Raw genomic sequence first — 12742 nt, forward strand, 5'->3', positions numbered from 1 at the left:
TCCCCCAGCCCCCGCCCACGGAGCCCGGGTTCCAGTGGATGTCCATCCCCCTGGAGGACCCGCACCGGGACACCCTCATCAAGGACCTGGCGGTGGATGCCCGACAGCCCTGGGCCCGCGAACACCTGCGCACGCTGGTGTCGCTGTACGCGAAGCGGCCCTACTTCGCTTCGCAGGTACTGCCCCGGCTGGAGCCCTTCTATGACGCGGCGGCGCGCGACTCGGGCCCCGGGTCGCTGCTGCGGGTGCTGCTGGCGAGCATGGCGCTCTTCAACGAGCCGCTGGGCCTGACGCCGAACCTGGTCCTGGCCTCCACCTTGGACAAGCAGGGCGAGGACAAATCGGCCCGGTTGGTGGCGTACTGCCGGCAGCTGGGCGCGCACACGTACTACTCGGGGTTGGGCTCGTCCCTGTACCTCCAGGTGGGCCTGTTCCGGGACGTGGACGTGCGCGTGCTGTGGCAGCGCTTCCGCCATCCTGAATACGCACAAGGCCGCCCGGGCCGCTTCGTCCACGGCATGTCGTTGGTGGACGTGCTGGCCAACGTGCCGGTGGATGAGGTGCGCCAGTGGCTGGAGCCTTCGCCCTGGGGGCCGTTCGCGCCCCGGCCCCCGGGCGAATGAGGGGCTTCAGCCCGCGGAGGCGGACGTCCCCGCCGGCTTGTCCTTGTCGAAGCGCACGAAGTAGCCGCGCACGGCGGAGTCCAGGAGCTCGGTCGTCAGGCGCGGCTCCTGGCCCTGGTAGTGGGCCATGTCGATGACCTGATCCAACAAGTCACGCGGCTGGCAGGCGGCGAACGGACGCCCCACCGGGCGGTAGTGCGCGTCGATGAGGTAGTCCACCGCCGCCGCGTTGTAGGGCACGCCGCGCTTGCGGCACATGACCTGGAAGATGTCGTGGAACTGCGCCTCGTCCGGGCGCTGCACCTCCAGCTTGTAGCGGACGCGGCGCAGGAAGGCGTCATCCACGAGGTCGCTGGGATCCAGGTTGGTGGAGAAGGCGGCGAACACGTCGAAGGGCACCTGCAGCTTCTTGCCGGTGTGCAGGGTGAGCATGTCGATGTCGCTCTCCAGCGGGACGATCCACCGGTTGAGCAGGTCCTTGGGGGACACCTTCTGCCGGCCGAAGTCGTCGATGAGGAGCATGCCGTTGCTCGCCTTCATCTGGAACGGCGCCTCGTAGTACTTCACCTCCGGCGAGTACACGAGGTCCAGCATCTCCAGCGTCAGCTCACCACCCACGACGACGAGCGGGCGCCGGCAGCGCACCCAGCGCCGGTCATACGGCGGCGCGCCGGGCTCGTCCTCCACCACCTTGTGGAGGTTGGCGTCGAAGATGCGCACCACGAAGTCGTCGATGAGGATGGCGTGGGGGATGAAGATGTCCCCGTCGAAGCAGTTCACCATGCCCTGGCAGATGGCCGTCTTGCCGTTGCCCGGGGGGCCATAGAAGAAGATGGCGCGGCCGGAGTTCATCGCCGGACCGATGCCGTCGAAGATGTAGTCCTTGATGATGAGGTCGCCGAACTTGTCCTGCATGCGCGCGCGGGTGATGCGGTTGCCGCGCACGGTCTGCTTCTTCACGGCGGCCGCCCACTCCAGGAAGGGCACGGGCGCGGGGCCATTGTAGCGGTTGCGGTCGAGCACCTGCCGCAGCACGTCCGTCACGAACGTGGTGAGCTGGTAGATCATCGTCGACTTGCCCACGCCCGACCCGCCACCGCCGCGGATGTCGACGTACTTCTGGCGGCGCAGGCCCTCGATGACGTCGTCCACCAGCGCGGAGGGCAGTTGGAGGCGCGCGGCGATGTCCATGCCGCGCATCTCACCGGCGAAGAAGAGCGCCTTGAGGACCAGCTCTTCCACGAAGGTGGTGTTGAGGCCCGTCTCGCCCAGGGTGCGCGGCTGGGCGGGCCAGAAACGGTCGCCCGGGCCGGCGCCCCCCTCTTCTCCCGGCCGCCGCGTCCGGCGCTCCGGGCCGTTGTACTGGGGACTGGCGGCGCTGCCTCGTCGGTCCGGGCCCGAATACTGGGACGGCCCGGGCCCACGGCGCTCAGGCGGGGCGACGATGACGGACGGCAGCGTGGCCGGTGCCGGCGGCGGAGCACGGCGGTCCGGCGGCGAGGACGAGCCGCGACGCTCGGTGGGGAAGTCAGGATCGTCCGGCTCCGGTGGCAGCGCGGGACGTGAGCCCGTGACGGCACCCGGGGGACGCGGCGGGAGCGCGGCGGTCACCCCCGTGACACCGACGCGCGGGCGCGGAGGCCCCGACAGCACCGGCGTGGGCGCCGCGGGCGGCACCACGGCCGTTTCCACGGGGGTGACGCTGCGGCTGGACTCGTCGCTCGACGAGCCGGAGTCCGGGGATGGCGGTCGCCTGAACAGGGACATGCGGTGCTCGCTCCAGGGTGTTCGCGCCGGAGCCTACTGCATCGGTCCGGTTTGGACGAAACGGAGTTGCGGAACAAACAGAAAAGCACTGAACCCAAGTGCTCCTGTCAGCCGCTCCTTCCACGGCGACTGGCCCCTCCACCCGTCGGAGGTGCTGACCGAGGGGGCCAGGCGTCCTCGCACCGCGAGACACGCCCGGGCCGGAACACGGGTGCTACCTTTGGCGCATGAGCTTCTTCCAGGAACCGCCGAGGCTGGGCAATCAGTACGACGACGATGCGCTGCTCCAGAGCTACCTGGCGCGCACCCTCCCCGAGGACCTGCGGCGCGCGCTGACGGATGAGTTCCGCGAGTTGGGAGAGTTGGGCGGGGATTACTTCTACCGCTTCCAGCTCCGCGACCGGCTGAACGAGCCGGAGCTGACCCAGTGGGATGCGTGGGGCCACCGCGTCGACCACATCGAGGTGTCGCCGCTGTGGAAGGAAGCCGAGGCCCTGGCCGCGCGGCGCGGATTGGTGGCCACGGCCTACGAGCAGAAGAACGCCGAGCTCAGCCGCGTCCACCAGTTCATCCTCAACTACCTCGTGCAGGCGTCGCTGGACGTGTACTCGTGCCCGCTGGCGATGACGGACGGCGCGGCACGCTCGTTGCTCACGCTGGGCAACACGGCGCTCATCGACCGCGCCCTGCCCCACCTGACGTCCCGGGAGCCGGCCACGGCGTGGACGTCCGGGCAGTGGATGACGGAGCGCACCGGCGGCTCGGACGTGGGCCTCACGCAGACGGTGGCCCGGCAGACCCCGGAGGGCTGGCGGCTGTCTGGAACGAAGTGGTTCACCTCCGCGACGACGGCGCAGATGGCGCTCACGCTGGCGCGTCCGGAAGGCAACGGCCCCGGCGGCAAGGGCCTGGCCCTGTTCTACGTGGAGACACGGGACGCGGCCGGAAGACTCAATGGCATCCAGATCAACCGGCTCAAAGACAAACTGGGAACGCGCAAGGTGCCCACGGCGGAGCTGACCTTGGATGGCACGCTGGCCATCCCCGTGGCGGGGCTGACGGATGGCATCCGGAACATGGCGTGGATGCTGAATGTGACGCGCACCTGGAACGCGGTGGGCTCCGCGTGGGCCATGCGCCGGGCGCTGGCCCTGGCCCGGGACTACGCCCAGCGGCGGGTGCAGTTCGGCGCGAAGCTGGCGGACAAGCCGCTGCACATGGACACCCTGGCGGGGCTGGAGGCGGAGTTCCAGGCGGGGTTCCTGCTGGCCTTCCGCGCCGTGGAGCTGCTGGGCCGCATGGAGGCGAAGGCGGCCACCGAGCAGGAGCTGCTCCTGCAGCGACTGGTGACGCCCCTGGCGAAGCTGACCACCGGCCGGCAGGTGGTGCACGTCACCTCCGAAGTCGCGGAGTCCTTCGGCGGCGCGGGCTACGTGGAAGACACGGGCATTCCGCGGCTCCAGGCCGACGCCCAGGTGCTGTCCATCTGGGAAGGCACCACGAACGTCCTCTCCCTGGACACCCTGCGCGCCCTGGCGAAGGAAGGCGCGCTGGAGGCGTTCTTCCACGAGGTGGAGGGCCGTCTGGGCCAGGCCCGGGACGCGGGCCTGCGGCCCTGTGTCGACGCGGCCCAGGGCGCGCTGGAGCACGCGCGGGCCTGGGTGGCCGGTGCCATGGAGGACCCCGCCACCCTGGAGGCTGGCGCCCGGCGCTTCTCGCTGACGCTGGGACGGACGCTGGAGCTGGCCTTGCTCTGCGCCCATGCGCAGTGGTGCCTGGACCATGGCCACGGCCCCCGGAGCAAGGCGGCGGCACGGCGCTTCGCCTCGCACGGCGTGGACCTCATCCAACCGGCCGCGAGCCTGGAGGATGTCCGGCTCCTGGCCTGAGGTGCCGCGTCCGGCACCGGCCCGAAACAACACGACACATCCAAACAGCCTCAATCATTCACACGCAATTCCTATCTCAGGGGCCGCCCTGCCCCTCCCTCCGGGGCGGGCGCCCTTGAAGGTATACGGACGTCGGCTCGCAGACGGCGCCCCTCCCCTCAATCCGAGCCCGCGCATCACCTGCCCACTCCCAGACGCGGCGCATGTGTAACGCACCACGCTTCAACGGGAGACCTGATCAACCAAAGACATACTCACAAAGAGACAGAAAAAACCAGCTGCGCAATGCATCCACATTCTCGAATCATGCTCACCATGCACACGATGCAATGGCGAAGCTTGGACGAGATGATGGGGGGGCTCAGACCACCCGAGAACTGCTGCCTCGAGCAGCTCTCGCGGGACTCCGTCGTTCAGGTCACGGCGCTTCTGGAGAAGTGGTACCCGGACATCCGGGTCGGCACGGAGAGCCGGCACCTGGAGCCCGCCTTCTATGAGCAGTGTGTCTGCATCCAGGGCGAATCTCCGGAGCGGCCGGTGTATGCGATTCTGGGAAGGGATCGGGACACCCAGGAGGTCATCGGGCTGCTGACGCTGGAGAAGAACGCTCGCGGCCTGCAGTTGTCTGCCGCGATGGGGGCCGTCGAACCCTCTCAGCGAGGCCTGGGCCTGGGCCAGTTCGGCATCTCCCTGCTGGAGCAGGTGGGCCGCAACATTGGCGCCGAGGTCGTCCTCTATTACTCCACCCTGAAGATGGCCCGGGCGCAGCGCAACGCCGAGCACCGCGGCTTCAAGCTGGTGGGGCTGGTGCCCGCGTTCGATGTGGACGCCATCGCGCCCAACACGGTGAAGCGCGTCTACGAGGCCATCTACGCGAAGGTGCTCGTCGGTCCGGAGAAGATCCACCTCCCTGACTGGAATGCCCTCATCCCCACCACGCGCGCGCTGTACACGCATCTCTTTGGCCAGCACCCGGCCGCCGCCACCCTGGAGCACAGGAACGGCGTCTCCGTTCCAGCCTCGACACCGGTGCCCATCTCCGCGCCCGAGGCCCTCCATGGTTGAGGTCCGCGCCTTCGAGGGTGGCGCCAAGGAAGCGTCCCGGTTCATCAACAGCGTCTGGCAGCGCACCTACGGCGTGAAGATGGGACTGACCGTCTGGGACGAGCGCTTCTTCGACTGGCTGCTCTTCAGCAATCCCCTGGCGGACCGGGACTATCTGCTGGGGGCGTATTCAAAGGGCAAGCTGGTGGGGGCCTTCCTGGCGGAGCCGGCGAAAATCCAGCTTGGCCCACGGCAGGTGGATGGCACCTACGGGAGCTGGGTCAGCGTGGCGCCGGAGAGCCGGGGCCAGGGAATTGGCATTAAGCTGTCGGACACCATGCAGGCACGCCACCGCGAGCGTGGCGCCGCGCTCACCCTGAGCTGCGTGGCCGACGGCACCCTGGGCCAGGGCTTCTGGGGCCGGCGGAGCCACACGCGCTACCTCAACGACCTGGGCATGTGGCTGCACGTCTTCAACACGGAGAAGGCGGTCCGCTGGTCGCTGAGCGCAGCCGCGCGCGCGTTCCTCACCTTCACGCGTCCGCTCCACCACCGGGGCTTCCTGACGGCGCGCACCGACGGCATCCGGGCCTACCAACCCCGGGACCTGCCGCAGTGCATGGCCCTGGTCCAGAAGATGATGAGGCCGGTGAACCTGGGCTACGCCTACACCTCGGAGCGCCTGGCCCACCAGCTCCAGTTCCGTGACATCCCGCGCACCTTCGTCCTGGAGCGAGACGGCGTCATCCAAGGCATGGTCAACTACTACACCCTCCAGATGACAGCCCGAGGCCTCCTGACGACGGGACTGGTGGACCTGCTCGCCTTCCAGGACGGGCTGCCCTTCTCGGAGCAACGGCGACTGCTGTGGGTGGCCATGCAGGACATGGTGGCCCAGGGGGCCGACTGCGCCGCGATGCTGCGCAGCCCGTGTACGCCCACGCACCTGATGCTGCGCTCCGGGTGGTTGCCATTCCCCGGGGGCTCCCGGGTGACATGCCTGCTCACCACCCCCGACGTGGAGCTGCCCGCCTCGCCACGGGTGTTCATGCACCTGCGCTGACGCAGCGCGCGCGAAGTTGAAGCCCCGTGCTTCAGCGCAGCCAGGAGAAGGCGCGCTCGAGCGGGGCCATCCCCTCATCGAGATAGCAGCGGCCGTGCGCGAGGAGCACCCGACGAGGCTGCCATGCCATCATCCGCTGGTAGCAGGCGCGCGCCTGCGCGGTCCGGCCCCAGGTCGTCACCCGCACCTCGCGTGGCGTCTGCCCCGGCCACATCGTCCCGCCGAGCGTCAGCAGCCATCTCAGGCGAGGCCGGAGACGCTCGGGCTCCAACGCCATGACCAGGTCCGCGAGAATCAAGGTCGAGGACGCACCGTGGAAGAACACCACCTCTTCCACGAAGCGGCTGCCCCGGAAGATGAGCTGGCCCAACTCCGTGGACCAGGCCGAGGGCGCGGCGTCGTCGAGGTCGGCATCGAATGGGACGTCAATCCGCTGGGAGCGCGCCCGCTCGCGAACGCCTGGAGACGCCCAGGCCGTCGCGCGCGGATAGCGTGCCTTCCAGGCGGGGATGCCCGCGTAGTGGAACCGGTTCGGAGAGACGAGATGTTCCACCGGGCCAAGTGCGTCGACCTGTTCGAACAACTCGGGCGTTGGTGCCGTGGGTGACCAGAGCCACAAGCCTCCCGAACCCAGGCGAACGATGACCATGCGCGTCGGGAACGGCAGGGAGAGGGGGCCCACGCGCATCCTCGCCACCGGCCCGTCCACCCACCAGACGCCGTCCGCGACCGGCTTGAGGGTGGAAAGCGGCACATAGGGACGCACCCCATCGTTCCATTCGAGGTCGGCGGTCATCGCTCAGGCAGCGTACCCCGCTGTCCATGCAATGACGCCACTCGACTGGACTTCACGTTCGTCACCTTGCCGGAGCGCTCCAGGACGCCTTCTCCCACCAGGAAGAGCGCGCCATGGATGTCCTTCCGGCACCGCTCGTACACGTCCGGAGGCACCACCAGGTTCGCGATGCCCGTCTCGTCCTCCAGGGAGATGAAGCAGATGCCCTTGGCCGTGGGTGGGCGTTGGCGGCAGATGAGCATGCCTCCCACCGCCACCCTCCGCCCGTGGGCCACCTTCTTCAGTCCCTCCGCCGTCACCGCGCCTTGCTGCTTCAGCACCGGGCGCAGCAGCTCCAGCGGGTGCTTCTCCAGTGAGAGCCCCACCGTGTCGTAGTCCGCGCAGACCCGCTCCAGCACATCCATGGCCGGCAGCTCCACCGCCGTTCCGTCCATGGCCATGCCGAAGAACAGGTCATCCGAGTCCAGCGGCCCCAGCGCCTGGAGTTCCCACAACGCCTGACGCCGGGAGCCACACAGCGATGACAGGGCGCCCGCCAGGGCCAACCGCGTCAGCTCGTGCCGGGGCGCCCGCGACCACCGCGCCAGGTCCCCCACGTCACGGAAGCCCTCGCGCCTCGCCGTCGCCACGCGCCGCCCAGCGGACTCCCCCAGGCCCTTCACCATCCGGAGCCCCAGCCGCAACGCAGCCCCGCCCTCCTCCAGCGTGCAGTCCCAGCTTGAGTGCCGCACGTCCACCGGCCGCACCTCCACGCCATGCCGCTGCGCGTCCGCCACCAACGTGTGCGGCGCATAGAAGCCCATCGGCTGCGAGTTCAGCAGCGCCGCCGTGAAGGCCGCCGGGTAGTGGCACTTCAGCCAACTGGACGCATACGCAATCAACGCGAAGCTCGCTGAATGACTCTCCGGGAAGCCGTAGTGCGCGAAGCCCCGGAAGTTGTCGAACCACTCCTCGGCCTGTTTGCGTGTGTACCCCCGCGACACGCAGCCCTCCACGAAGCGCCCCCGGTATTGCAGCAGCATGGATTCAGCGCGCTTGTGGCTCAGCACCCGCCGCAGTCCGTCCGCCTCGCCCGCGGTGAAGCCCGCCGCCACCATGGCCAGCTTCATCGCCTGCTCCTGGAAGAGCGGCACCCCCAGCGTCTTGCCGAGAATCTCCTTCACCGCCTCGCTCGGATACTCCACCTGCTCCTGGCCGTTCCGCCGGCGCAGGAAGGGATGCACCATGTTGCCGACGATGGGGCCCGGGCGGATGAGCGCGATCTCCACCACCAGGTCGTAGAACGTCCTCGGCCGAAGCCTGGGCAGCATGTTCATCTGTGCCCGGCTCTCAATCTGGAACACGCCCACCGTGTCCGCCTCGCACAGCATGTCGTAGACCTTCGGGTCCTCGGCCGGAACCGTCGCCAGGGACAGCTCCCGCCCGTGGTGCTCGCGAATCAGCGCGAAGCACTTCGACAGCGCCGTCAACATGCCCAGCGCCAGCAGGTCCACCTTCAGCAGCCCCACCGCGTTGATGTCGTCCTTCTCCCATTGGATGACGGTGCGTCCCGGCATCGCCGCGTTCTCCACCGGCACCAGCTCCGTCAGCGGCTCGCGTGTCATCACGAAGCCCCCCACGTGGATGGACAGGTGCCGGGGAAAGCCCTCCAGCTCCATGGCCAGCGCCAGCGTCTTCTGGACCCGGCCGTCCTCCGCGGACAGGCCCGCCTCGCGCAGCACGTCCGGTGTCACGTCGAAGCCGTTCGACGCGGACACCTTCGACAGCCGGTCCACCTGGTCCAACGACAGGCCCAGCGCCTTGCCCGTCTCACGCAGCGCCAGCCGGCCCCGGTAGCAGATGACCTCGCACACCATGCCCGCGTGCCGGCGCCCGTGCTTCTCGTAGACGTACTGGAGGACCTCCTCGCGGCGCTCGTGCTCGAAGTCCACGTCGATGTCTGGCGGCTCCTTGCGCTCCATGCTCAGGAAGCGCTCGAACAACAGGCCCATCCGCACCGGGTCGATGGCGGTGATCTGCAGCGCGTAGCAGACCGCCGAGTTCGCCGCGCTCCCCCGCCCCTGGCAGAGAATCCCCCGGGCCCTGGCGAAGCGGACGATGTCCCACAGCGCCAGGAAGTAGCCGGCGAAGTCCAACGCGGCGATGAGCTTCAGCTCGTGTTCAATCTGCTTCACCACCGCCGGGGGCACACCTTCCGGATAGCGGAACCGCAGTCCTTCGTAGGTCAGCTCGCGCAGGTGCGCGTCCGCGGTGCGACCTTCGGGCAGGCCCTCTTCCGGGAAGCGGTAGTGCAAGTCATCCAATGAGGCGTGGCAGCGCGAGGCCAGCTCCGCCGCGCGCGCCAGGGCCTCCGGCCGGTCCGCGAACAGGCGCGCCATGTCCCGAGGGGACTTCAGCGTCCGCTCCGCGTTGGGCAACAGCCGCGTCCCCGCCCGGTCCACCGACGTCCCGTGGCGGATGGACACCAGCACGTCCTGCAACGCCTGCCGCCGGCGGTGGTGCGTGTGCACGTCGTTGTGCGCGACCAACGGCACGCCGAGCTCCAGCGCCAGCCGCTCCGCCCGCGCCTCGCGCTCCGCGTCTCCCGCGGACAGGGTCCGGCAGATGCCGACGTGGAAGCGCTCCGGGAAGGCCTCCGCCAGCGAGACGACCTGCTCGAAGGGCGCGGGCGCGGGAAGGAGCGCGAGCAGCCCCGCGGACCGGTCCGCCACCGCGCGCCACGGCAGCCCGGCCTCGCCCTTGGGGTGGGTCATCCGGCTCTGGGACACCAGGGCGCACAGGTTCGAGTACCCCGTCCCATCCGCCGCGTACACCACCACCGGTGGGCCGTCCTCCAGCGTCAGCTCGGCGCCCAGGATGAGCCGCACCCCGTGCTCCTTCGCGGCCAGGTGTGCCTTCACCACGCCGTACAAGCCATCCGCGTCCGTCAGCGCGAGCGCCCCCAGCCCGAGCCTCGCGGCCGTGGCCACCAGCTCTTCCGGATGCGAGGCCCCGCGAAGGAACGAGAAGTTGGAGCGGCAGACCAGCTCGGCGTAGTCCACGCCCGGATCTAGATACCGAACAGGCGTTCAGGCGATAGATTGGATCTTCGCGGTGCGGGCAAGCGACTTCATGGGTTGACGCGGATGAGGGCGATCCGTGCGGGGGGCGACCTCCACCGGGCCCCCAACCAGGCCTGGCGAACTCATCAGGCGCTGCCTCCGTCTCGTGACGAGAGTCGTGAATGTCGCATCCGCGCAGCAAGTCCTGCGCACCCGCGAGGCCGGGCAAACCGCGGGGAGTTAAGCGACCTGCGCTCCACCCAAAAGCCTGAGATGTGATGTTTGAAGCTCGAACCGCCGCCGTTTGACAGGATGCCGATCCGACTGACAAACATGTCTTCATGGACCTCACTCCCACCGCGTGGCAGCTCTGGCTGATCGCGGCGCTCCTTCTGGGCTCGCTGGAGCTCCAGCTCACCAGCTTCATGGTCCTCTGGCTCGCCGTGGGGGCGTTGGCATCCTCGGTCGGAGCGGCCCTGGGCCTGGGGCTCAACGGCCAGCTCTACCTGTTCACCGCCGTCTCCGTCGGCCTGTTCGCGGCCTCCCGCACCCTCTTCAAAAGCGTTTTCATGCGCGACGCTGCGCATTTGAAGACAGGTATCGAGGCCATGCTCGGCCAGGAGGCGGTGGTGGTGGAGTCCCTGGGCGACCCGCGCGGGGGCACGGTGCGCATCAATGGCGAGCTGTGGACGGCGCGCTCCCTGTCGGGCCCGGTGCCCGAGGGCGAACTCGTCACGGTGGAGCAGGTGGAAGGTCTCAAACTCTGGGTGCGCCGACCGACGGCGTCGTTGCCGGTTCCCTCGGGGGACCCGAGGAAGGAGTAGGCGGGATGGAAATCGTGACGATTTTCGGCGTCTTCGCGGTCATCCTGGTGGGCGTCGCCGCCACCGGCATCCGCATCGTTCCACAGGCCAAGGTCATGGTCGTGGAGCGGCTGGGCAAGTTCTACAAGACGGCCAGCAGCGGCCTCAATTACCTCATCCCCTTCGTGGATGCCCCCCGCGCCATCGAGATGCGCACGGGCAACCGCTTCATGCGCAGCAACCTCGTGGACCTGCGCGAGCAGGTCATGGGCTTCGACACCGTCCAGGTCATCACCCACGACAACGTCAACATGGAGGTCGGCTCGGTCATCTACTACCAGATCGTCGAGCCCGCGAAGGCGCTCTACCAGGTGGAGAACCTTGCGCTCGCCATCGAGCAGCTCACGATGACGAACCTGCGCAACATCATGGGCGGGCTGACGCTGGACCAGACGCTCACCAGCCGCGAGACGGTCAACACCAAGCTGCGCATCGTGCTGGACGAGGCCACCGAGAAGTGGGGCGTCAAGGTGACGCGCGTGGAGCTGCGCGAAATCGAGCCGCCCCAGGCCATCAAGGCCGCCATGGCCAAGCAGATGACCGCCGAGCGTGAGCGCCGCGCCGAGGTCACCAAGGCCGAGGGCGACAAGGCCGCCGCCATCCTCCAGGCCGAGGGCGAGAAGATCTCCCGCATCCTCCGCGCCGAGGCCGAACGCGACGCCGAGATTGCCCGCGCCGAAGGCCACAAGCGCGCCACCATGCTGCAGGCGGAAGGCAAGGCCGAGGCCACCCGGCTCGTCTTCGAGGCCATCCACAACGGCCGCGCCACTCCCGAGGTGCTCGCGCTGCGCTACATGGAGACCCTCCAGGAGCTGGGCAAGGGCGACAACAAGATTTTCGTCCCCTACGAGGCCACCGCCACGCTGGGCGCCGTCGCCACCCTCAAGGAGGTCTTCGCTCAGACGGGGGAGGCCGCCAAGCCGGCGCCGGCCCGCTCCGCCGCGAGCCTGAGCGCCCAGGCCATTCCCCGGAACACGGTGGTCCCCGAGCACGCCACCCTCCCCGGCGGCACGCCCGCCGTCGCCGCTCGGCGCCCGCGGCCCGCCCTGGACACGCAGGAAGACTGACCAGGCGTAGGCAGCCCCGCGGGAGGAAGGCGCCTCTGCGCCACCAGGGGCCGAGCAGACGGCGCGCCCCCTGCCCACCGCCGCACGCGCCGTCGCTTCGCGGGAACCTTCCATGTGTCCGGATGTCAGAGCCTCCGGACAACACCCACTGGAGGGGAGCATGCAGAACATCTTCATCGCAGGAGGCTGGGGGATGTACCCCACGTTGCTCGCGGGGCTCGCGCTCATCGCCACCTGCGTCCAGTACGCGCGCCGGCCCGCGCCGCGCTACGTGCCGCTGATGCTGTCGCTTGGACTCTGCACCTTGATTGCCGGCACGCTCGGATTCGCCACCGGCATCCTCTCCCTCCTGCAGGCCTATAGCGGCCCGCTGTGGGACCAGGGCCCGCGCGTGCTCTTCATCGGCACCTTCGAGGCGCTGCACAACGTGGCGCTCGCCTTGCTGCTTGCCATGCTGGGCGCCCTGCTGGCCTCCATCGGCGCGTGGCGGCTCTCCCGCCGGATGGGGAACTTCGCAACGCCCGCGGCAGGTTGATGCGCGACAGTCAGACACACTCCCGGAGCAGCGCCCCCTGCCTCCATGAAGGCG

Annotated in this window: 10 protein-coding genes; 7 read left to right on the plus strand and 3 right to left on the minus strand. The window is 69.1% G+C overall.

The window, feature by feature from the left end; genetic code table 11:
• On the plus strand, positions 1-623 hold a 623-nt coding region (locus HNV26_RS25535), incomplete at its 5' end, for a WbqC family protein (protein WP_171452891.1).
• 6 nt (positions 624-629) lie between these two features.
• Here HNV26_RS25535 and HNV26_RS25540 read toward each other — a convergent pair.
• Complete coding sequence (locus HNV26_RS25540; RefSeq protein ID WP_171443492.1) at positions 630-2390, minus strand: DUF8689 domain-containing protein; 1761 nt, start codon at positions 2388-2390, stop codon at positions 630-632.
• Positions 2391-2617: 227 nt separating this feature from the next.
• On the opposite strand from HNV26_RS25540, the gene HNV26_RS25545 reads away from it, so the two are divergent.
• The 3 genes from HNV26_RS25545 to HNV26_RS25555 all read left to right on the plus strand — a co-directional run bounded on the left by HNV26_RS25545 (position 2618) and on the right by HNV26_RS25555 (position 6386).
• Positions 2618-4279: an acyl-CoA dehydrogenase family protein gene (locus tag HNV26_RS25545; RefSeq protein ID WP_171443493.1), complete on the plus strand. Its 1662-nt coding sequence runs from the start codon at positions 2618-2620 to the stop codon at positions 4277-4279.
• 306 nt (positions 4280-4585) lie between these two features.
• Positions 4586-5344 (plus strand): hypothetical protein, encoded by a 759-nt coding sequence (locus tag HNV26_RS25550; RefSeq protein WP_171443494.1) that lies wholly within the window; start codon positions 4586-4588, stop codon positions 5342-5344.
• A complete protein-coding gene (locus tag HNV26_RS25555) occupies positions 5337-6386 on the plus strand; it encodes a GNAT family N-acetyltransferase (RefSeq protein WP_171443495.1) in 1050 nt (349 codons plus the stop codon). The genes HNV26_RS25550 and HNV26_RS25555 overlap by 8 nt, the downstream gene beginning before the upstream one ends.
• A 31-nt stretch (positions 6387-6417) precedes the next feature.
• Here the strand turns inward: HNV26_RS25555 and HNV26_RS25560 are convergent, their stop codons facing one another.
• Both HNV26_RS25560 and HNV26_RS25565 read right to left on the minus strand, forming a co-directional pair.
• Positions 6418-7182, minus strand: a complete 765-nt coding sequence (locus tag HNV26_RS25560; RefSeq protein WP_171443496.1) for a DUF4336 domain-containing protein — start codon at positions 7180-7182, stop codon at positions 6418-6420.
• Positions 7179-10223, minus strand: a complete 3045-nt coding sequence (locus tag HNV26_RS25565) for an error-prone DNA polymerase (protein WP_171443497.1) — start codon at positions 10221-10223, stop codon at positions 7179-7181. The genes HNV26_RS25560 and HNV26_RS25565 overlap by 4 nt, the downstream gene beginning before the upstream one ends.
• Positions 10224-10564: 341 nt before the next feature.
• Between HNV26_RS25565 and HNV26_RS25570 the strand changes: the two genes are divergently transcribed.
• From HNV26_RS25570 to HNV26_RS25580, 3 genes are all read left to right on the plus strand, one after another.
• On the plus strand, positions 10565-11047 hold the full coding sequence (locus tag HNV26_RS25570; protein WP_171443498.1) for an NfeD family protein: 483 nt from the start codon (positions 10565-10567) through the stop codon (positions 11045-11047).
• Between the two features lie 5 nt (positions 11048-11052).
• Positions 11053-12153, plus strand: coding sequence for an SPFH domain-containing protein (locus HNV26_RS25575; RefSeq protein ID WP_171443499.1), 1101 nt, complete (start codon positions 11053-11055; stop codon positions 12151-12153).
• Positions 12154-12313: 160 nt separating this feature from the next.
• Entirely contained in the window at positions 12314-12688 is a 375-nt protein-coding gene (locus HNV26_RS25580) for a hypothetical protein (protein ID WP_171443500.1), read from the plus strand.
• The last annotated feature ends 54 nt before the right edge of the window (positions 12689-12742 follow it).

It is taken from the genome of Myxococcus xanthus (assembly GCF_013116825.1).
Lineage (GTDB): Bacteria > Myxococcota > Myxococcia > Myxococcales > Myxococcaceae > Myxococcus > Myxococcus xanthus_B.

Bases quoted from the DNA above. Each gene is read 5' to 3' on its own strand.
- HNV26_RS25540 (WP_171443492.1), bottom strand. From the start codon at position 2,390: ATGTCCCTGTTCAGGCGACCGCCATCCCCGGACTCCGGCTCGTCGAGC.
- HNV26_RS25545 (WP_171443493.1), top strand. From the start codon at position 2,618: ATGAGCTTCTTCCAGGAACCGCCGAGGCTGGGCAATCAGTACGACGAC.
- HNV26_RS25550 (WP_171443494.1), top strand. From the start codon at position 4,586: ATGCTCACCATGCACACGATGCAATGGCGAAGCTTGGACGAGATGATG.
- HNV26_RS25555 (WP_171443495.1), top strand. From the start codon at position 5,337: ATGGTTGAGGTCCGCGCCTTCGAGGGTGGCGCCAAGGAAGCGTCCCGG.
- HNV26_RS25560 (WP_171443496.1), bottom strand. From the start codon at position 7,182: ATGACCGCCGACCTCGAATGGAACGATGGGGTGCGTCCCTATGTGCCG.
- HNV26_RS25570 (WP_171443498.1), top strand. From the start codon at position 10,565: ATGGACCTCACTCCCACCGCGTGGCAGCTCTGGCTGATCGCGGCGCTC.
- HNV26_RS25575 (WP_171443499.1), top strand. From the start codon at position 11,053: ATGGAAATCGTGACGATTTTCGGCGTCTTCGCGGTCATCCTGGTGGGC.
- HNV26_RS25580 (WP_171443500.1), top strand. From the start codon at position 12,314: ATGCAGAACATCTTCATCGCAGGAGGCTGGGGGATGTACCCCACGTTG.